The organism is Paenibacillus sp. JJ-223 (genome assembly GCF_927798175.1).
Classification (GTDB): Bacteria; Bacillota; Bacilli; order Paenibacillales; family Paenibacillaceae; genus Paenibacillus; species Paenibacillus hubeiensis.
Genome location: NZ_CAKMMP010000016.1, coordinates 139,610 through 160,430, shown reverse-complemented (window position 1 = coordinate 160,430; position 20,821 = coordinate 139,610). Strand labels below are relative to the sequence as shown.

The 20,821-nt window shown below is 51.1% G+C and carries 19 protein-coding genes and 1 tRNA gene; 14 read left to right on the top strand and 6 right to left on the bottom strand.

All coding sequences use genetic code 11. The features are described 5' to 3' along the window. Positions 1-90 precede the first annotated feature (90 nt). The 3 genes from L6H98_RS24945 to L6H98_RS24935 all read left to right on the top strand — a co-directional run bounded on the left by L6H98_RS24945 (position 91) and on the right by L6H98_RS24935 (position 4,189). Positions 91-1,836 (top strand): tetratricopeptide repeat protein, encoded by a 1,746-nt coding sequence (locus L6H98_RS24945; protein WP_236420391.1) that lies wholly within the window; start codon positions 91-93, stop codon positions 1,834-1,836. Between the two features lie 198 nt (positions 1,837-2,034). Beyond that, the gene (gene trxB / locus L6H98_RS24940; protein ID WP_236420390.1) at positions 2,035-2,994 is read left to right on the top strand and encodes a thioredoxin-disulfide reductase; all 960 of its coding nucleotides are present in this window, start codon (positions 2,035-2,037) and stop codon (positions 2,992-2,994) included. Positions 2,995-3,157: 163 nt separating this feature from the next. Next, positions 3,158-4,189, top strand: a complete 1,032-nt coding sequence (locus tag L6H98_RS24935) for an AI-2E family transporter (RefSeq protein WP_290371491.1) — start codon at positions 3,158-3,160, stop codon at positions 4,187-4,189. A gap of 195 nt (positions 4,190-4,384) precedes the next feature. On the opposite strand, the gene L6H98_RS24930 is transcribed toward L6H98_RS24935, so the two are convergent. From L6H98_RS24930 to L6H98_RS24915, 4 genes are read right to left on the bottom strand one after another with little or no spacing between them, the layout of a single operon-like run. Then, on the bottom strand, positions 4,385-4,987 hold the full coding sequence (locus L6H98_RS24930; protein WP_236420388.1) for a response regulator transcription factor: 603 nt from the start codon (positions 4,985-4,987) through the stop codon (positions 4,385-4,387). Then, positions 4,984-6,120 carry a sensor histidine kinase gene (locus tag L6H98_RS24925; protein ID WP_236420387.1) on the bottom strand — a complete coding sequence of 379 codons (1,137 nt, stop codon included), beginning with the start codon at positions 6,118-6,120 and terminating at the stop codon, positions 4,984-4,986. The genes L6H98_RS24930 and L6H98_RS24925 overlap by 4 nt, the downstream gene beginning before the upstream one ends. Positions 6,121-6,129: 9 nt before the next feature. Continuing rightward, complete coding sequence (locus L6H98_RS24920) at positions 6,130-6,867, bottom strand: ABC transporter permease (RefSeq protein ID WP_236420421.1); 738 nt, start codon at positions 6,865-6,867, stop codon at positions 6,130-6,132. A 7-nt stretch (positions 6,868-6,874) separates the two neighbouring features. Beyond that, positions 6,875-7,825 carry an ABC transporter ATP-binding protein gene (locus L6H98_RS24915; protein ID WP_236420386.1) on the bottom strand — a complete coding sequence of 317 codons (951 nt, stop codon included), beginning with the start codon at positions 7,823-7,825 and terminating at the stop codon, positions 6,875-6,877. A gap of 364 nt (positions 7,826-8,189) precedes the next feature. Here L6H98_RS24915 and L6H98_RS24910 point away from each other — a divergent pair, with 364 nt between their 5' ends. The 7 genes from L6H98_RS24910 (at position 8,190) to L6H98_RS24880 (ending at position 14,825) form a co-directional block, all read left to right on the top strand. Beyond that, the gene (locus L6H98_RS24910; RefSeq protein WP_236420385.1) at positions 8,190-9,140 is read left to right on the top strand and encodes an ROK family glucokinase; all 951 of its coding nucleotides are present in this window, start codon (positions 8,190-8,192) and stop codon (positions 9,138-9,140) included. A 51-nt stretch (positions 9,141-9,191) separates the two neighbouring features. After that, complete coding sequence (rapZ, locus tag L6H98_RS24905) at positions 9,192-10,091, top strand: RNase adapter RapZ (protein WP_236420384.1); 900 nt, start codon at positions 9,192-9,194, stop codon at positions 10,089-10,091. Positions 10,092-10,104: 13 nt separating this feature from the next. Continuing rightward, positions 10,105-11,091 (top strand): YvcK family protein, encoded by a 987-nt coding sequence (locus L6H98_RS24900; RefSeq protein ID WP_236420383.1) that lies wholly within the window; start codon positions 10,105-10,107, stop codon positions 11,089-11,091. 6 nt (positions 11,092-11,097) lie between these two features. Continuing rightward, positions 11,098-12,036, top strand: coding sequence for a DNA-binding protein WhiA (whiA, locus tag L6H98_RS24895; protein ID WP_236420382.1), 939 nt, complete (start codon positions 11,098-11,100; stop codon positions 12,034-12,036). A 137-nt stretch (positions 12,037-12,173) separates the two neighbouring features. After that, positions 12,174-12,443 (top strand): HPr family phosphocarrier protein, encoded by a 270-nt coding sequence (locus L6H98_RS24890; RefSeq protein ID WP_236420381.1) that lies wholly within the window; start codon positions 12,174-12,176, stop codon positions 12,441-12,443. A gap of 147 nt (positions 12,444-12,590) precedes the next feature. After that, positions 12,591-13,346, top strand: a complete 756-nt coding sequence (locus L6H98_RS24885; protein WP_236420380.1) for an SIMPL domain-containing protein — start codon at positions 12,591-12,593, stop codon at positions 13,344-13,346. Between the two features lie 381 nt (positions 13,347-13,727). Continuing rightward, on the top strand, positions 13,728-14,825 hold the full coding sequence (locus tag L6H98_RS24880) for a DUF4163 domain-containing protein (protein ID WP_236420379.1): 1,098 nt from the start codon (positions 13,728-13,730) through the stop codon (positions 14,823-14,825). Positions 14,826-15,269: 444 nt separating this feature from the next. On the opposite strand, the gene clpP is transcribed toward L6H98_RS24880, so the two are convergent. Both clpP and L6H98_RS24870 read right to left on the bottom strand, forming a co-directional pair. After that, positions 15,270-15,866, bottom strand: coding sequence for an ATP-dependent Clp endopeptidase proteolytic subunit ClpP (gene clpP / locus L6H98_RS24875; protein ID WP_290371490.1), 597 nt, complete (start codon positions 15,864-15,866; stop codon positions 15,270-15,272). 178 nt (positions 15,867-16,044) lie between these two features. Continuing rightward, positions 16,045-16,119, bottom strand: a tRNA-Arg gene (locus L6H98_RS24870). 437 nt (positions 16,120-16,556) lie between these two features. On the opposite strand from L6H98_RS24870, the gene L6H98_RS24865 reads away from it, so the two are divergent. From L6H98_RS24865 to tpiA, 4 genes are all read left to right on the top strand, one after another. Beyond that, positions 16,557-17,582 (top strand): sugar-binding domain-containing protein, encoded by a 1,026-nt coding sequence (locus L6H98_RS24865; protein WP_236420378.1) that lies wholly within the window; start codon positions 16,557-16,559, stop codon positions 17,580-17,582. Between the two features lie 110 nt (positions 17,583-17,692). Then, positions 17,693-18,700, top strand: coding sequence for a type I glyceraldehyde-3-phosphate dehydrogenase (gene gap / locus L6H98_RS24860; protein WP_236420377.1), 1,008 nt, complete (start codon positions 17,693-17,695; stop codon positions 18,698-18,700). Positions 18,701-18,852: 152 nt separating this feature from the next. After that, entirely contained in the window at positions 18,853-20,034 is a 1,182-nt protein-coding gene (locus L6H98_RS24855; RefSeq protein WP_236420376.1) for a phosphoglycerate kinase, read from the top strand. Between the two features lie 33 nt (positions 20,035-20,067). Beyond that, complete coding sequence (tpiA, locus tag L6H98_RS24850) at positions 20,068-20,820, top strand: triose-phosphate isomerase (protein ID WP_236420375.1); 753 nt, start codon at positions 20,068-20,070, stop codon at positions 20,818-20,820. The last annotated feature ends 1 nt before the right edge of the window (position 20,821 follow it).

Sequence of the window (20,821 nt, the reverse complement as noted above, 5' to 3'; positions counted from 1 at the left end):
ACCCCATGAAACTGCATATTGAGATGAGGCCCTCAAGATGTGGTATACTGGAGAGTATGAATGAAAAGCTAAGAGGAGGTGCCTTGGTGGATGAAGGGCAAGCTACTGCGGGCTAAGGGACACCTTGCCAATATTATACCGATTCATTTGGATGCGTCTTTCTTTTTCGAAAGAGCGGTCCGCTCGCTGGACCGAAATCATGTCGACAAGGCATTGAAATATTTTCGCAAAGCGGTAGAATACGAGCCGGACAATCCGGTCAATCATTGCAATATGGCAGGCATTTTATCGGAGAAGGGAGATTACGAGGGCTCCAATGCCGTGCTTGCACACGTACTTGACATTGTCGATCCGTCGATGACGGAATGTTATTTTTACATGGCGAACAATTATGCCAACATGAACCGTTTCGAAGAGGCGGAGCAGGCGTTGGTAACCTATTTGGAGGAGGACCCGCAGGGTCAGTTCATGGCCGAAGCGGAGGAGATGATGGAGCTGCTCTATTATGAGCTCGATCGTCCGGCGAAGCTGAATCAGATCAAATCGCGCAAAGGCGTGGTTGAGCACGATCAGGCACGCGAGTTTCTGGAGCAAGGGAAGTTTGCCCAGGCTGCCGAGCTGCTGGAGAGCATGCAGCCGGACTACCCCGATTATTTGGCTGCCCGCAACAATTTGGCGTTATCTTACTATTATATGGGGCTGTTCGATAAAGCGCGGGAAACGATTGCCGAGGTGCTGAAACAGGAACCGGGCAATTTGCACGCCTTGTGCAACCTGGCGATTTTCTACCAGAACGAAAACCGTCCGGATCAGGTGTTGCAGCTCATCCACAAGCTGCGCGTCATGGTTCCGTTCCAGGAAGAGCAGGTATACAAACTGGCGACCACGATGGGTATTCTTGGACAGCACGAACCGGCATACGGCCATTTCCGACGTTTGCTGAAGAACGAAGAGACCGCTGCGGATCCTGCGCTTGTGCATTATGCGGCGGTTGCGGCTTTCAATACCGGACGATATGATGCGGCAGAACGGTTGTGGCGGCATGCGGGCAGGCTTGACCCGACTTCCGAGGTTTCCGGATTCTATCTGTCCGGTCTGGAGCAGGTGCGGCAAGGAGAGGCGGAGCCCCAAATGCTGAGCTACCATTACCATTTGCCTTTTGATGAGCAGTTTCGGCAATGGGAGCATGCCGGCGACGGCATTCCGGAGGAAATGAGAAACGATCCGCTCATCCGCTCGTCATTCTTCTGGGCACTGCGCCACGGGGATCGCGCAACGAAGCTTCAGGTTATCCAAGCGCTGGCCATGATCGGCGATTATGAAGTGCAGCAGGCACTTCAGACGTTTGTGGATGAAGCTGCCGATGAAGATGATGAACTGCTTCACGTTGCCAGCTCGGTTCTGAACCAGCTTCGCCAATCCGAGGCTGAGACCAAGGGGAAGAAAACGTCTTCTCCGGTGCTCGTCACCATGGTAAGGGGCCAATCGGCTTCAAAGGAACAGCTTGCCGCAAAGAAGGAGGATCCGGCTGGATCTTCCCCATCATGGCAGGCCGTAGTGGAACGCGTGGTGCAAATGACCGGATCTGCCGCAGAGCTGCGGCAGGAGGCGGAGCGGGTGTGGAACGACTTTGTGTCCCGGATGCCTTCCGAGAAGCCGAATGCAAAGCAGATTGAGTGTTGGGCAGCCGGCCTGGAATATGTTGCCGCCAAAGCGTATCATCGTTCCGTAACTTATCAGAGCATTGCGGAACGTTATGGCATCTCGGCCGCAACCGTGAGCAAATATGCCCGCCAGATTAGCCAGGTCTGCAATGAAACGCTGCCAACCGTTTAGAACATCGAAATGGCTTTGCTCGGTTGAACAACGGAAGATCGAGTGCCTGGTAAAGAGGGTTTGTGGAAAGATTCGATCCGTTGTGGAAGGATATAACGGGTTGGAAAACGGGTAAACTTAACTGATGGGCTTAACAGGGTCATTATTGAAGTTCACGGGTCAATCCATTCTCAACCTTACCAAGGAGGCTGAATCTATATGTCTAAGCACAGAGCAATCGTGATCGGAACAGGCCCTTCAGGGCTGACAGCAGCGATCTATCTGGCACGGGCCAATCTGAACCCGCTGGTGATCGAAGGTCTTCAACCTGGAGGTCAATTGACGACGACAACCGAAGTGGAAAACTTCCCGGGGTTCCCTCAGGGAATCATGGGGCCTGAACTCATGGATAACATGCGCAAACAAGCTGAGCGTTTTGGAGCAGAGTTCCGAAACGGATGGGTGGAGGAAGTCGATTTCAGCCAACGTCCCTTTAAGATCAAAGTAGAAGGCGTTGGCGAGCTGGAAGCCGATGCCGTGATCATCTCGACCGGTGCTTCTGCGCGTTATCTCGGCATACCGGGCGAGCAGGAAAATGTTGGGCGTGGCGTCAGCACATGCGCGACGTGCGACGGTTTCTTTTTCCGCGGGAAAAAGCTGATTGTCGTTGGCGGAGGCGATTCCGCCATGGAGGAGGCGAGTTTCTTGACCCGCTTCGCAACCGAAGTGACGCTGGTGCATCGCCGCGACGAGCTGCGAGCTTCGAAAATCATGCAGGATCGGGCGCGCAGCAACGAAAAGGTGAAGTGGGCATTGAACCGTACACCGCTTGAGGTCCAAGCGGAAGGGCTGGGCGTCAAAGGCCTTAAGGTACGGAACAACGAGACCGGGCAGGAAGAGTTTTTGGAGGCGGATGGCGTCTTTGTGGCGATTGGACATACGCCGAATACAGGCTTCCTGGGCAACCAGATCACGCTGGATGACCATGGGTATGTTCTCGTCAAACCGGGAACGACGGAAACCAACGTTCCAGGCGTGTTCGCTTGCGGAGACGTGCAGGACACGAGATATCGTCAGGCCGTTACGGCTGCGGGCTCAGGCTGCATGGCGGCCATGGATTGCGAAAAGTTCCTTGAGGGCGAAATGGTTCACGACTGGAGCGAGACGTTGGATCTCTAAGCATGGCGAGGGTGTTTTTTTGCATAAACTATAGGAAAGAGACGTCGGGAAGTCTCATGGATTGACGAGAGAAGCCGGAAGGCTTCTCTTTTTTGAAACCAAATAAGCTGGAGATCGTATACATAGGGCGCATACTAGGTGTGAGGTGAAGAAATTGGGGGAAATGGTAAGGGAGTGGCTTCAGAACGCAACAGTGAGACGGTTTCTAATCCTCCTGCTGTTCTGTTTGATCCTATTTAGCATGGGAAGCATGCTGCACATGATTTTGCTGCTGTTTTTGGTGACGTACGTCATGAACCGGCTGCAACAATTCATTACGGCAAAGCTGAACAAATTGTTTCCGATAAATTATAAAGTGGTCGTCATTCTGTTATACCTGATTGTGATTGCGGCCATTGTATTGGGGATTTCGAGGTATTCACCGAGGATCGTGGACCAGGTCATCCAGTTGACCAACGAGATCATCAAGTTTCTGGATAGCGCCGACGGCGACAATTTTACGTCCAAAATCGCAGGTTACCTGCAATCGTTTGATATCAAGAACTACACGAACGGAGCATTGAAATACATTCTGGCGCTGAGCAAATGGCTGGAATTCATTCTGCTCGTCATCATTCTAAGCTTGTTCTTCCTGCTCCAAAAGCAAGAAATCTTCAAATTTACATCCAAGTTCAAAGAGAGCAAAATTGGCTGGTTTTATAAAGAGGTTGCATACCTGGGGGATAAATTCGTATCTTCCTTTGGCAAAGTGATCGAGGCCCAGTTGATGATTGCCGTATTCAATACGATTTTGACCATTCTGGGGTTATGGATTCTCGGATTTCCGTACCTGTTCGCATTGACCATTCTGGTGTTTGCACTCAGTCTGGTTCCTGTGGCGGGGGTGATCATCTCCCTGGTGCCATTGTGCTTGATCGGATATCAAATCGGCGGACTGCAAATGGTCATTATCGTCGTTCTCATGATCATCGTCATTCACGCGCTCGAAACGTATTTCCTGAATCCGAAGCTGATGGCGCACAAAACAAAATTGCCGATGTTCTACACCTTTATCGTGCTGATCCTGTCCCAGCATTTCCTCGGCATCTGGGGCTTGATCATCGGGATTCCGATTTTTGTCTTCCTGCTGGACATTCTGGATGTGAACCGCATGGAGAAAACGGACGAACCGGTGCGGGTGGAATCGAAGCCATAAAGCTTGGATCTCAGTACGCTGACATTGCAGCAATGGTTGAAATTTGGAAAAAAGGAAAAACGCCTCCCATGTCGGGAAGGCGTTTTTTCGCATGCATGCCTGCGGACCATATGCGCCGGAAACCAAAGCCGGATCGGCCTGCAGCAGACGGCATGGCCCATCCATGGTATCGTATCGGCTTCCGTGGCATTCCGGCTACAGCCAGCCCTTTTTCTCGGCAATGCTGACGGCCTCCATGCGATTTTTGGCTTCCAGCTTATTGAATGCCTCGGACAAGTAATTTCGTACCGTACCGTACGAGAGGTGCAAGGAAGCGGCAATATGGTTGGCATTCAAGCCTGTAGCGGCCAGCCGCAGCACCTCTTTCTCGCGTTCGGTCAAGGGGTTGGCTTCCTTTGATGCACCGAACACAAGCTCCGGGGACACTTCGCGCCCGCCGTTCATGACGCGGCGGATGGCTTCGGCGAGCCTGTCGCTCGGCTCGTCCTTGAGCAGGTAGCCTTTCACGCCCGCTTGGATGGCCCGTTCCAGGAAGCCGGGCCGGGCAAAGGTGGTAAGAATGATGACCTTGCAGGACAAGCCCTGCTGCTGAATGCGTTCAGCCACGTCCAGCCCGGTCATGACGGGCATTTCAATGTCCATCAGGCAAAGGTCGGGTTGGAGGGAAGCAATAAGCTGCAATGCTTCTTCGCCATTGCCGGCCTCGCCGACCACCTGCAAATCATCCTCCAGATCAAGCAGGGAAGCGAGCGCTCCCCGCAGCATGCGTTGATCTTCGGCGATCAGTATTCGAATCATGATGACACTCCTCCTTGCATTTTACTGGCGATCAGCGGAAAGGAAAGGACAAGCTCCGTTCCGGTTTGGTCGGAGGAGATTCTCAGTGAACCGTCAATGAGGCCGAGCCGTTCACCCATGCCTTTTAATCCGTTCCCGGCTGTTTCCTCCGGGTTCTCCAATCCAATGCCGTTGTCCTTTACGGTGATGCCGATCCCGTAACGGGTCCGTTCCATGCGGATCATGCTGCGTGTAGCCTGGCTGTGCTTGACGATGTTGGTTACCGCTTCGAGCAAGCATAGACCGATCATGTTTTGCGTCAACTCGGGCACGTCGCTCCAAGATTCCTGTTCCCCCGCCATGTGAAGCTCGATTTCAGCGCTGCGCAGCATTTCTTTGGCATCGGCGAGAGCCTCGGGAATGCTGATGGCCCTCATGTCCGACACCAGCTGCCGGACTTCCCGGAGCGCCGCGCGGGACGTGCGTTCGATTTCGCGGGCTTCCTGCAGTGCCCGCTCGGGATTTTTGGGGATCAGTTTGGCGACCAGTTCGCTCTTGAGCGTGATCAGGGATAGCGTATGTCCCATCGTGTCGTGCAGATCCCTGGCGATGCGCATCCGCTCTTCGCGCTTAACCAGCTCTTTGATGTGCTGCTGCGCCTCATCCAATCGTACCTCCAGGTTCTGCCGGTCGATCATGGTGCGTATGCCATAGGGGGACACGAGCATGATCAGGTAAAACGGGGTAAAGAACATCAGCTGGTCCGCGGTCAGTTCGGTGATGCGCAGCGCGACGGGAACCGTCTGTACGATGGCAAAGATCAGCAGAAACAGTCGAAACAAACGTTTGTCTGCGTACCATCCGATAAAATTGGCCGAGAAGAACCCCAGGAAGAACATATTGGGGTCGATGATCAGCGACAGCACCAGAACGGTCAACATTTGCAGGCAAAGCCAGTACGAAAATTTGGCGGTTCCGGCCGTCATGTACAGCTGCCTGTAAGTTACGATAAACACGATAAAAGCGGTCAAGCCGACGTAGAGCACGGTTCCCCGCGAATTCCACAAGTAGTAGACCGGCATGGCGAGATAAATCAACCATATATAAGGATAGAAGCCGTACCGGTTCGGGAAAAGTTCAAAGCGCCGAAGCATGCGTGTGTGTTACGCCTCCTTTTGCTTTCTGCGGATATATGTGGATAGTAACATAAAACCCGCCAAGTATGCCGCCAAAATCAGGATATCGCGTAAAGCGGGCGCTTGGCCAGCTGCGATATTCCATGCCCCGTTGCCAAAGCTGTTGGATGGCAGCCAGCTGCCGATGCGTGCCAGCCATTCGGGCATAACGTCCAGCGGCATCCACATGCCTCCGAGCAGGGCAAGCGCCAAGTACAGCATGTTGCTCAAGCCGCTCGCCGTGTCAACCCGGCGGAATGTGCCGATGCAGGTGCCAAGCGCCAGAAACGGCAGCGATCCGGCGAGAATCCACAGCGCGGAGCCGATCCATTGAGAGGCAGTCAGTTCTACGCCGTTGATGAGGTAGCCGGCGGTAAAAATGATGACGATGGAGCAAAGATGAATGGCGGTCTGGCCGACCATTTTACCGGCGAAGTAGATGGAGCCTGGCAGCGGAGTGACCTGCAGGAAGGTTGACCAGCCGTGTGCGCGTTCCTGTACGAGCCGGATGCCCAGCGTCATGATGGAGGAACCCATGATGCTGAAACAGGTCATGGACATCAGGTAATGCGCGTTCCACGCTTCCGCATCGCTGGTGCCCGTATCGAAGATTCGGGTGTACAGCACATAGAACGCAACCGGGATCATCAGGGACCAGAATACAAAATAAACGTTGCGCGACATGCGGAGCATTTCGACTTTGGATTGGGCAATCAGCATCGACATCGACATGTTAAACGTCCTCCTTCAGGGTTTCGACGAATTGGGCATAAGCTTCATCGAGCTGTCCGGCTTCAATGCGGATGTCCCGCACCGGAAGCTGACGCTCCACAATTTGGCGAATCAGTGCATCGGTATCGCCGGCGTACAGAACGCAGCGACCTTTCTTGTATTCGATTTGGTCCACGCCGGGCAGATCCTCCACGAGTTTGCGCATATTCGGCGAAGGCTCAGGTGAGCTGCTCGGGCTGCTTTCGGTCTTTAATGGATCCGAGATGGCGAAAGACAGCGTGCGCCGGGACATTCCCGCTTTGATGCTGTCAGGCGTTCCGTCCGCTGCAACCTTGCCATTATGGAACAAGATAATACGATCGGCAGCTTCGTCCGCCTCCTGAAGATAGTGGGTGGTGAAAATAACGGTCTTTCCCCTTCCCGCCAGTTCGCGTACATGGTTCCAGAAATGTCTGCGGGCTTCCGCATCCAGGCCGACGGTCGGTTCGTCGAAGAAGAGCACTTCCGGATCTCCCGCCATCGCCAAAGCAAAACCCAGGCTGCGCTTTTGGCCGCCGGACAGCTTCTCTGCGCGCTTGTTCATGTCTTTCGGCTGCAAGCCGGTAAGCTGCATGATCTGTTCCGCATCGAGCGGGGAGGGATAGTAGCCGCGCACCAGGTTGATCATTTCGCGGACGGTAATACCGTCCATGACGCTTACGTCCTGGAGCATGACGCCGATTTTTTGGCGGACGGCCTTGTCTTCGGGCGCTTTGCCGAGCACCGTGATGCGGCCCGAGGTAGGGGTGGAGAGGCCGAGCATCATTCGGATCGTCGTCGTTTTGCCTGCTCCGTTGGGGCCCAGGATGGCCACAACCGTTCCTTGTTCCACGTGGAGAGATATATCGCCCACGGCATGTTTGCTTCCAAATCGTTTACTCACATGATCAAGCTGGATCACTGCCGGTTTCATTATGGATTCACGTCCTTTTGTTCAGTTCTAATGGCTGATTTCATCATACGAAATGAGAGGACGTGACATTAGTAAGGGTTGTCATGACATTCGGATGACAACTGTCATGTTTTGGGCATGGAACGAATGATTGGGCAATATCATGAGTTGAGGCTGCCGGCAGCATGGTGCCGGAAGGGCGAGCTTGCGTTTGAATAAAAGAAGGAGGGTGAAAAGGGGTGTTTCGGCAGAGCTGTGATGCGGCTCACAAGAGGGCTCGGAACGCGTTCTATCACAGTTTCTATCGTCTTGACCCCGGGGTATCCTTCAATTATAGTTGGTAGGTAGGATAAACTATTTTAGATAGATAAAGGTGGCTTGCAGCATGTCTGAGAAAATCTACGTTGGGGTCGATCTCGGCGGAACAGCAATCAAGGTCGGTATATGCGATGATCAAGGTCAGCTTTTGCATACGTACGAAGGGCCGACAGAAGTGAGTCAGGGCGTGGACCGCGTTGTCGACAACATTGAGAAATATGTCCGTCATATCGTTGCCGAGTCCCCATACAGCTGGGATCAGCTTCAGGGTGTAGGAGCCGGCGTGGCCGGTTTCACCAATGTACGCGAGGGCATTATCGTTCTGGCCCCTAACATCGGATTTCGGAATGTGGCCATTCGTTCCATTTTGGAGGAACGTTTGGGCAAGCCGGTCAAAATAGATAACGATGCAAACGTGGCTGCACTTGGCGAGGCATGGGCCGGGGCCGGTAAAGGCGTGGACAATTGCGTCTGCTATACACTCGGTACGGGTGTAGGCGGGGGATTGATCCTGAACGGCAAAATCTATCAAGGCTTCTCCGGCATGGCAGGGGAGCTGGGACACATCAGCGTGGTGCCTGATCTGGAAGCGATCCAGTGCGGATGCGGCAAGATGGGGTGCGTGGAAACCGTTTCCTCCGCGACGGGAATCATTCGCATGGCGAAAGATGCGGTGGAGCGCGGCGATCATACGTCGCTGGCACTGGTTGACAAGATTGCGGCAAAAGAAGTGTTCGACGCTGCCAAAGCAGGCGATGAAGTCGCTCTGCGCATCGTGAACCGTGCAGCATTTTACCTGGGCAAGTCCATGGCAGCCGTTGCGGCGGTCATCAACCCGGAACTGTTCATTATCGGTGGCGGCGTATCCAAAGCTGGGGATTTCCTGTTTGACGAAGTGCGTTCGGTATTTTCCCAATTGACGCCGGAACCGCTGCAGGAAGGCGTACGCATTCTGGAAGCTACGCTGGGCAATGATGCGGGTATCGTAGGTGCGGCAGGTCTTCATCTTCGTTCGTAGTGTACGTGCAACAAGACGGTAGGGCGGCAATATGATAAGGAGGGGAACATTATGCTTGAGAGTGAAGTTTCATCGGGCAAAAGCGCCACGCTCATTATCATTACGGGCATGTCCGGAGCGGGTAAAACCATTGCGGTGCAAAGTTTGGAGGATCTCGGCTTTTTCTGCGTCGACAACCTGCCGCCCGTGCTGATTCCGAAATTCGCGGAGCTGATCGAGCAATCGAACGGCAAAATCGGCAAAGTGGCGCTGGTGATCGATCTGAGGGGACGGGAGTTCTTTACGGCGCTGTCCGAGTCCTTAAGTTACATCAAGGATCATTTTACGATCCACTGCGAAATTCTGTTCCTGGATGCGACCGATTCCGTGCTTGTACAGCGCTATAAAGAGAGCCGGCGCAGACACCCGCTTGCGCCTGAAGGCATGCCGCTGGACGGCATACGGCTTGAACGAAAAATGCTGGAGGAACTCAAAACTTCGGCGACACAGGTACTGAATACAAGCACGTTGAAACCGGCTCAGTTGAAAGAGCGGATCATTTCCCGTTTTTCCCATCTGGAAAGCAATATGCTGTCAGTAAACATCACGTCATTCGGATTCAAATACGGCATTCCAATTGACGCAGACCTTGTATTCGATGTTCGTTTCCTGCCAAATCCGCATTACATTGATCATTTGCGTCCAAACACGGGTCAGAACAGCGAAGTGTATGAATACGTCATGAAATGGCCCGAAACGCAGTCGTTCCTGACCAAATTGCTCGATATGCTGCACTTTTTGATTCCGCAGTACAAAAAGGAAGGCAAGAGCCAAGTCATAATCGGAATCGGCTGCACGGGCGGGAAACACCGTTCTGTCGCGATCTCGGAATATTTGGGCAAAATGCTGGGTACCAGCGAAACCGAGGCTGTGACGGTGAGTCACCGCGACGCTGATCGGGATCGTCATTGAAGAGGGTGAAGGGATGAAAGAGGCCGGACCACGAAGAGAACGTCCGAGAATTGTCGTCATGGGCGGCGGAACGGGATTGTCTGTGATGCTGCGCGGCTTGAAGGAAAAACCGATGGACATCACGGCCATCGTCACGGTTGCCGATGACGGCGGAAGCTCCGGCATCCTGCGCAATGAGCTGCAAATGCCGCCTCCGGGCGACATTCGCAATGTGCTCACTGCGCTGGCCGATGTGGAGCCATTGCTTTCGGATATGCTCAGCTATCGTTTCAATACAGGCTCGGGGCTTGCAGGCCACAGCCTGGGCAACCTGATTTTGGCTGCCATGACGGATATTTCGGGCGACTTCGTAACCGCAGTGCGGGAGCTTAGCCGCGTGTTTGCCGTTCGCGGGCAGGTTCTTCCTGCTGCCGGGCAGGCCGTTGTGCTGCATGCCGAGATGGAAGATGGTACGATTATTACGGGCGAATCGAAAATCCCCGAGGCCGGGGGACGGATCAAACGTGTTTTCCTTGAACCGGATCACGTGGAGCCGTTGCCAGAGGCCGTCGAGGCCATCCGTCAAGCCGACGCCATTCTGATCGGACCAGGGAGTTTGTATACGAGCATTTTGCCTAATCTGCTTGTCCCGAAACTGGCCGAAGCGGTCGTTGAGGCCAATGCGGTAAAATTGTTTATATGCAATGTGATGACGCAGCCTGGGGAAACCGACGATTATACGGTGAGCGATCACCTTAAAGCCGTATATGATCATGTCGGGCACCAGCTTTTTGACTATGTCATCGTAAATAATGGTGATATTCCGCTGCAAGTTCAGAATAGATATGCAGAAAAGGGATCAAAACCGGTCGTTCTGGATATGAATGTCCTGAAAAGCGCAGGCTATCAGGTAGTTGCGGATACGCTGGTTCTGTTCCGGACTTATCTGCGCCACGATGCTGAGAAACTCAGCCATCATATTTTCCAGCTGGTACAAAATTGGATGTTACGGAAGAGGTGAAGTCTCATGTCGTTTGCAGCACAGACCAAAAAAGAATTAACGCTGATCGAAAGCGAGCCGTGCTGCGAAAAGGCGGAACTTTCAGCCCTTATCCGTATGCTTGGTGCGGTGCAGCTATCGAATAGAAAAGTCATATTGGATATTTCGACGGAGAATGCCGCCATTGCGCGCCGTGCATACTCTTTGCTCAAAAAGCACTTTCCGGTGCATACGGAACTGCTCGTTCGCAAAAAAATGAGGCTGAAAAAGAACAATGTGTATATTGTTCGGATTCCGTCCATGGTTCAGGAGATTTTGAAGGAACTGTACATCGTGTCGGAAGGTTTCCTGTTCACGCCAGGCATTAATCGGGAATTGCTGAAAAAAAATTGCTGTAAACGCGCATACCTTCGCGGAGCATTCTTGGCCGGGGGATCGGTCAACAATCCGGAAGGCTCCTCCTATCACTTGGAGATTGCATCCATGTACGAAGAGCACTGCCAGGCCTTGGTGGATTTGGCGAATGAGTTTCATCTGAACGCCCGGTGTATAGAAAGGAAAAAAGGATTCATCCTATACATCAAGGAAGGCGAGAAAATCATTGAACTGCTCAGCATCATCGGGGCGCATCAGGCGTTGTTCAAGTTCGAGGACGTACGCATCATGCGCGATATGCGCAACTCCGTAAACCGGATCGTCAATTGCGAAACGGCCAACCTGAACAAAACGATCGGCGCCGCGGTAAGGCAAATCGATAACATCAAGCTGCTGCAGAAGGAGATCGGCCTTGAAGCGCTGCCCGAGAAACTTCGGGAGGTGGCTGAAGTTAGGCTTGCGCATCCCGACATCAACCTGAAGGAAGTGGGCGAGCTGCTCAAAGGAACGGTAAGCAAATCCGGAGTGAATCACCGGCTGCGCAAGATCGATGAACTGGCTGAGAAAGTACGAAGTGAACGCCATGGTTAACGCGTGGAGGGAAGCTGCGGAATCTTTTGGGATTGTCCAATGTTTTTTTTGTAGTTTCCTTCACGGGTTAATGGTATAATTGCTATAAATATAATTGTGTATTTAATGTCCAGATTTCCTATAGGGGGGTAAGTTATATGACAAAGCACCCGGTAGTAGTCCGTTTGAAAACGGGTCTCCATGCCAGACCTGCTGCATTGTTCGTTCAAGAAGCGAATAAGTATTCTTCTGAAGTGTTTGTTGAGAAAGAAGACAAGAAAGTTAACGCGAAAAGCATTATGGGGATCATGAGCCTTGCGATCAGCACTGGTACGGAAATCCAAATTAGTGCCGAAGGCGCGGACGCCGAACAGGCTGTAAACGCTTTAGTTAGCCTGGTAAGCAAGGAAGAGCTTGAGAACCAATAAGATAGCCTGAACGTAGGAAGAAGCCCCGAAAGGGGCTTTTTTTTGCGTTTAAGGGGATTGTCCTGCAACATTTTGGCAGTCGCTTCGTCTGTAGAAGTATCAAACCGATTCTGAAATGAAATAGTATACTTCGAGGAGGCTATTGTGATGGGTAAAACGTGGTTGAAACCGCTGGCTGCGGTAATGGTGGCAGGGACGTTGATGGTAGGAGGAACGGCTTGGGTAGCGCCTGGAAGTTATGTTTACGCAGCCGAGGTACAAGGAATACAGCAAAACACCATTAACGTTGTGGGTAAAGGCGAAATTCAGGTGAAGCCTGACGTGGCGTATTTGTCGATCGGCGTGAGCAGCACGGCAGAGACGGCTGCATCGGCGCAGAAAGCGACGGCTGCCAAAATCAACAAAGTGATCAACCTGTTGAAAAACACGTGGAAAATCAGTGCGGACGACATTCAAACCGATCAATTCTATGTACAACCTAACTACACGTATTCGGAGAAAGACGGGCAAAAAGTTAAAGGATATACGGCATACCACACGCTCTCCGTAACGTATCGCGAGCTGGACAAGGTTGGTGAGCTGCTGGATGACGCTTCCCAAGCAGGCGCGAACAGCATCGACAACATCCGTTTCACGGTAGAGAGCCCGGAGAAATACGAAGCTCAAGTCATTGAAAAAGCTGTGGCCAATGCCGACGTAAAAGCTGCGGCGATCGCAAAAGCAGTCAAACGCCAACTGGGCTCGGTATTGTCCGTAACGCAAGGCGATGCGGTAGCTCCGGTATTGTATGCGACGGAAAGCTCCTTTTCCAAATCAAGCGCGGATGCTGAAGCAGGCACGGCTGTTGAAACAGGTCTGGTAAAAGTGAATACGACACTGAGCATTACGTATGAAATGAAATAGGAATTTCACACTAGGTAGGCCATTTTATGGACCATCGCTTCGGAAGCAGAATTCCGGAAGTTATGGTCCATTTATGTTGTTCGGAGGTGGTCGGACCGTTATCCTTCGAAAAATAACAGTGAGGGTTATCCTAGAAGGGATAGTTGTGAGAAGCTGCTGGACGTTGTGGAAAGTAATCCGGTCCATTGGTATCGTTTTTGTGCGTTTGTTCGTGACAAAATATTCATGAACGGCGTCCGGATCGAACAATATTGTAACTGGAGATGTAAACCTTTCCTGAATAGGGTTAATTATAATGAAGAGGTGAGCGTATGAGATATACGATTCATCATTACATACGCAATATAACTCGATGGGATCATGGGAGAGGAGTTTTTATATATGACATCTTTGAAAAAATGGACAAGTGCGTTGTTGGCGGCAGGCGTAATGTTGGGAGGCAGCTCGGTATGGCTGGACCATTCCGTTCAGGCGGCATCGGTGACCTCGAAGGTATCAGCTCCTGCTGAAGTAACGTTGAAATCCGGCGGAAAAACACTCTCGCAAAAAGGGCTTCTGCAAAACGGTTCGACGTGGGTATCCCTTACAGCCGTGAAGGATGTAGCGGGCGGCACGCTTAAATATGATGCAAAGAAGAAAGAGTATTCCCTCTCGGCAGCTAATAATACAATGAGAATCGTTAAATCGGATGGCGAGAACATCGTTTATGTCAATGACTACTATACGCCGGTGGAAGCGAAGCTGATTCAAGGTCGTTTGTACATTCCGTTCTCTGCCATGAGAGATTATCTGGGCGTACAGGGTGATTGGGATGTCAAAACCAAAACACTGACCCTGAGCAAAGTGAAGCAAAACAACATCGTTGTTAAATCGGCAACAACGAAAGTAACGTTGAAAAACGCCACGGTGGATATTAAGTACCCTCAGGTGAGCGGGCTGGCCAATGCGAACGCCGAAAAGGCGATCAATAAAGTGCTGAAGGACGAATCCGACGCGTTTGTGGCAAGCTTCAAAAATCAAGTTAAAGAAATCGGGGCGCCTGAAGCCAACCGCCCATACGGCTTCCAAAGCTCGTATGTGGTTACTTATAATGAAAACGGCGTGCTTGGGCTGATTACCGAACGTTATGAAGATTATGCGGGCGCACATGGCATGACGACTCGCACCGGTCATACGTTTGCGTTAGACACGGGCAAGGCATTGAGCCTCGATGACGTGCTGCAAAACAATGCTTCCATGCGTCAGACGATTGGCAAAAAGGTAGGGGAACAACTGAAAGCGCTGGGTGGTTACCTCGATGGCTACAAAGGATTGAACAAGGATCAGGATTTCTATGTAACGCCTACGGGCATCGTGGTCTTCTTCCAACTGTATGAGTACACGGCGTATGCGCAAGGATTCCCGGAATTCCCGTTTACGTACAAAGAAATCCTGCCGAAGGGCAGCGAGCCATTCAGCAATGTAAGTGCGGATAAATAAGTAGGCAGATCGTATGATGCGATTCGGTCATGTGTGAGTGAGTTGAATCGAATGTGAGATAAGGAGAAGGGCATTGGTTGCCGAACAGAAATGTTTGGTGGCCAGTGCTCTCTTTTTGAGGAACTTCATACACCTTATCGGTTCCAAAAACAGCTGGTTAAAATTCTAATGAACATCATGATCGCTATTATGGTGAAATTGTACTTTAAAGGTGATTTACTGGGTGAATAACGTGCCTCAGGTTCATTAAAGTTCTGTAAGGGCGAAATATCGGCGAATAACGTGTGTGAGGTTCGTAAGATATCACCTTTGTAAAAACGCATCAACTATGCGAAAAGGGCGTCTCCGTCACGTTGTTCACGTGCGGGGCGCCCTTTTGTTGGATCGTCTGTCAGCAAAATGCGACAAGTCGATCTTTAACGATTATAGATGTGGCACTGCGGCTTATACGCCTTGTGCACCTACGTTTTCGATAACTTTATCTACGATACCGTATTCTGCAGCTTCGGCAGCAGTCATGAAGTAGTCGCGGTCGGTGTCTTTCTCGATGCGCTCCAGCGGTTGGCCTGTGCGCTCGGCAATGATGCGGTTCAAGGTATCGCGCATTTTCAGGATGCGGCGTGCGCGAATCTCGATGTCGGAGGCTTGGCCTTGTGCTCCGCCCAGCGGTTGGTGGATCATGATTTCGCTGTTCGGCAGCGCGAAACGTTTGCCTTTGGCGCCAGCGTTGAGCAGGAACGCGCCCATGGATGCCGCCATACCCACACAGATGGTCGATACATCTGGTTTAATAAACTGCATCGTGTCATAGATCGCCATACCGGCTGTGATGGATCCGCCAGGGCTGTTGATGTATAAGTGAATGTCTTTCTCCGGATCTTCCGCAGTCAGGAACAGCATCTGTGCAATGATAGAGTTTGCGACAACGTCATTGACGTCGCTACCAAGGAAGATAATGCGATCCTTCAGCAATCTGGAATAAATGTCATAAGCGCGTTCGCCGCGATTGCTTTGTTCAACGACCATAGGAATGTAACTCACGTGAAAAACCTCCTCGGAAATGTGATGTTAAATTTGGTGGTTATATTTAAACTGTTACCGTATTAACCACATCATAAACAATTTCAATCAAAAAGTCAAAGAAAGTCAAACTAACTTTGAAAAAAAAGAAACCTCTCCGGTTTCACTGGTTAAACAACTTATGAAAGCAAAGTAAAAATGGCGCGCCCGCCAAGAATCGAACTTGGATCTCAGGCTTCGGAGGCCTACGTCATATCCATTGGACCACGGGCGCACAATCAATCAAATATGTGACAGCAATAATGATTATAGCTCATGACCCAATCAATTGCAAGCAGATGATTCGAAAGAAATCGTTTGGAATGTGCCGAAAATGATCATGCTGAAAATATGCGGATAAAGAACTGCTTTCGGTACATGCTATAAGAGGTTTGTTGGTGTGCGGTCTTCTGGTTTGCAAGGGCAATATATAGATGCGAAAGCAGCCGATCTTCTATATATAGTATGCCGAATGCGGACTACAAGTTGCCGTGGCAGGATTGTGAAAAATTGCGCGTGAAAACGCCCTGAAACGGGATGAAATGGGCCTTTGAAACACTTGCATGTCGCGTCAGTTTTAGGTAGAATATACGTGGGACTTAAAAAGTTAACCCGGGACATTTTAGGGCCATGATATGAGCTTGGAACGAGAAGCTTGCGGGAGTGGAAAGCATGCGAAAGATTTTAGAAGTGCAAAAGCAGCTTCTGCCTGATCTCATGGATGTCTTGAAGAAGAGGTATACGATTCTCCACCAGATCATGTTATCGGATGTGATCGGACGAAGAACGTTAGCCAATTCCATGCAGATGACCGAGCGGGTTCTGAGAGCTGAGACCGATCTGTTGAAGGCTCAGGGACTAATTGAAATCGACAGCGCGGGGATGAAGATCAGCGAGGCGGGGCTTGAGTTGCTGCAGCAATTGGAGCCGGTAGCCAAAGAGCTGTTCGGATTGTCCGAACTGGAAGAACGCATCATGCAAGCCTACGGTCTGCAAAAGGTAGTCGTCGTTCCCGGCGATTCGGATGCCTCACCGCTGGCCAAGCGGGAATTGGGCAAGGCCGGAGCGAAAGCGCTGAGCAGTGTTATGAACGATAATGATGTTGTAGCTGTCACGGGCGGCTCAACGACGGCCGAAGTTGCGGAGCAATTGACGCTGCCGACCTCACTCAAAGGCGTCTGGTTCGTGCCTGCGCGGGGCGGGCTGGGAGAAAGCCTTGAAATTCAGGCCAATACGATTGCATCCACGATGGCAAAGCGGGCGGGAGCACAATACAAACTCCTGCATGTACCGGATTTGCTAAGTGATCACGCTTATGAATCGCTGATTCAGGACCCGAGCGTGCAAGAGATTCTTCAGCTGATCCGCAAATCGCGGATAGTCATTCACGGAATCGGCGATGCCGTGGAGATGGCGCGGAGGCGCAAGCTTGCACCGGAGATCTTGGAAGAGCTCAAGGAGCAAGGGGCAGTATCCGAATCTTACGGTTATTACTTCAACGATCAGGGTGAAGTGGTACATACCATGCTCACTCTGGGCATGCGGCTGCAGGATATCGAAAGGACGGACGTGGTCATCGGCATTGCGGGCGGCGCCAGCAAGGCAGCTGCCATTCATTCGGTGCTCCGGTTCGGCCAGGAAGATATTCTGATCATCGACGAGGCCGCGGCGAAAGTCATCGTCGCCGAGTTGGACTGATTGCTTTTCCTATTCGTATCGTAATTCAGTTGTCTTGACGGACCTCACCGTCTGTCTTGAATATATAAAGCTTCATACAAAACTAATCAAAACTTGGGAGGAACTTACTCATGATTAAAGTAGGTATTAACGGTTTTGGACGTATCGGTCGTTTGGCATTCCGCCGCATTCAAAATGTAGAAGGCATCGAAGTTGTAGCAATCAACGACTTGACTGACGCTAAAATGCTCGCGCATTTGCTTAAATATGATACAACTCAAGGTCGTTTCGACGGCGAAGTTGAAGTACACGACGGTTTCTTCAAAGTGAACGGCAAAGAAGTTAAAGTTATCGCTAACCGTAACCCAGAAGAACTGCCTTGGGGCGACCTGGGCGTAGACATCGTTCTGGAATGTACTGGTTTCTTCACAACAAAAGAAGCTGCTGAGAAACACCTTAAAGGCGGCGCTAAAAAAGTGGTTATCTCCGCACCAGCTACTGGCGACATGAAAACCATCGTTTACAACGTAAACCATGACATCCTCGACGGTACTGAAACTGTAATCTCCGGCGCATCTTGCACAACAAACTGCCTGGCTCCTATGGCAAAAACACTGCAAGACAAATTCGGAATCGTTCAAGGTTTGATGACTACAATCCACGCTTACACTGGCGACCAAAACACGCTGGATGCTCCGCACCCTAAAGGTGACTTCCGTCGTGCTCGCGCAGCGGCTGAAAACATCATTCCTAACACAACTGGTGCTGCTAAAGCAATCGGTCTGGTTATCCCTGAACTGCAAGGCAAATTGGATGGTGCAGCTCAACGCGTACCAACACCAACAGGTTCCCTGACTGAGCTGGTAACGGTTCTGGAGAAAAAAGTAACGGCTGAAGAAGTTAACGCAGCAATGAAAGAAGCTTCCGATCCGCAAACTTTCGGATACACAGAAGACGAAATCGTATCTTCCGACATCGTGGGCATCACTTTCGGTTCCCTGTTCGATGCAACTCAAACTAAAGTTCTGACTGTGGGCGACCAACAACTGGTTAAAACTGTAGCTTGGTACGACAACGAAATGTCCTACACAGCTCAATTGGTTCGCACATTGGAGCACTTTGCAAAAATGATCAAGTAATATCTGCATCATCATAGAGCGGAAACAGAGCTATTGTTGTTTCCGCTCTTTATCTATCAACCTTTTGCAAATTTCTCAAAAACACCGGCATGAACAGGGCTATTCTGGCCCCATGATCATGCACAAAATACATGGGTGCGGAGGAACGACCAATGAACAAAAAAAGTGTACGCGATATCGAATTGAACGGTAAAAAGGTATTTGTACGTGTAGATTTCAATGTGCCGCTCGAAGATGGTAAAATTACAGATGACAAACGTATTCGCGAAACCCTGCCTACGATCAACTACTTGATCGAAAAAGGCGCAAAGGTTATTTTGGCGAGCCACCTGGGACGTCCAAAAGGCGAAGTTGTCGAGTCCATGCGTCTGACTCCGGCTGCCGAGCGCTTGTCCGAACTGCTGGGCAAACCGGTAGTCAAAGCTGACGATTCGATCGGTGAAGCTGTAAAAGCGCAAGTTGCCGAACTGAAAAACGGCGACGTTCTGCTGCTTGAAAACGTGCGTTTCCACGCTGGCGAAGAGAAAAACGATCCGGAATTGGCAAAAGCGTTTGCCGAACTGGCTGACGTATTCGTCAACGATGCATTTGGCGCGGCGCACAGAGCACACGCTTCCACAGAAGGCATCGCTCACCTGCTGCCAGCCGTATCCGGTTTGCTGATGGAGAAAGAACTGGAGGTTTTGGGTAAAGCATTGTCCAACCCTGACCGTCCTTTCACGGCAATTATCGGCGGTTCCAAAGTAAAAGACAAAATCGATGTCATCGACAACCTGCTTAACATCGCAGACAACGTAATCATCGGTGGCGGCCTGTCCTACACATTCATGAAGGCACAAGGCTTTGAAGTGGGTCAATCCCTGCTCGACGAGTCCAAACTGGACGTTGCTCTGGGCTTCATCGAAAAAGCAAAAAAACTGGGCAAAAACTTCTACCTGCCGGTGGATATCGTGATCTCCGATGACTTCAGCGCAAATGCTAACACTAAGATCGTTGAAGTAGGCGACATCCCTGCGGATTGGGAAGGAATCGACATCGGTCCTAAAACGCGCGAGATTTACGCTGACGTGATCAAAAACTCCAAACTCGTTGTTTGGAACGGACCAATGGGCGTATTTGAAATCGAGCCATTCTCCCACGGTACTCGTGCGGTAGCGGAAGCATGCGCAACAACAGACGCTTACACTGTAATCGGTGGCGGAGACTCTGCTGCAGCGGCTGAGAAATTCAAGCTGGCTGACAAAATGGACCACATCTCCACAGGTGGCGGTGCCTCCCTCGAATTCATGGAAGGCAAACAGCTTCCAGGCGTAGTTGCATTAAACGACAAGTAAGCTTTAAGCTATAGCATGAAGGAGTTGAAACAGATGAGAACACCAATTATCGCAGGTAACTGGAAAATGTTCAAAACGGTTTCCGAGTCTACTGACTTCATTCAGGAAGTCAAAGGCAAAGCGGAGGTTGATGGCGTTGAAACGGTCATTTGTGCGCCTTTTACCAATCTGCCAGCCCTCGTCGAAGCCGTTAAAGGAACAAACATCAAAATCGGTGCCCAAAACCTTCACTTCGAAGACAACGGCGCATTCACAGGCGAAATCAGCGGCGTTATGCTGAAAGACCTCGGCGTGGACTATGTGATCATCGGCCACTCGGAGCGTCGTCAATATTTCGCGGAAACTGATGAAACTGTTAACAAAAAGATGCATGCCGCATTCCGTCACGGATTGACTCCAATCTTCTGCCTTGGTGAGACGCTTGAAGAGCGCGAAGCGGATCAAACGAAAGACGTTTGCAAAGTGCAAACCGAAGCTGCTTTTGCAGGTCTTTCCGCTGAGCAAGCAGCTCAAGTGGTTATCGCTTATGAGCCAATCTGGGCGATCGGTACAGGCAAATCCTCCACTTCCCAAGATGCGAATGAAGTTATTGCTTACATCCGCAGCCTCGTGAAGGATCTGTACGACGAGAAGGTTGCTGATGCAGTCCGCATTCAATACGGCGGCAGCGTTAAACCTGAGAACGTAACAGAATACCTCGGACAAAGCGACATCGATGGTGCGCTCGTTGGCGGTGCCAGCCTGCAGCCAGCTTCGTTTATCGCGCTTGTTGAGGGGGCGAAGTAAG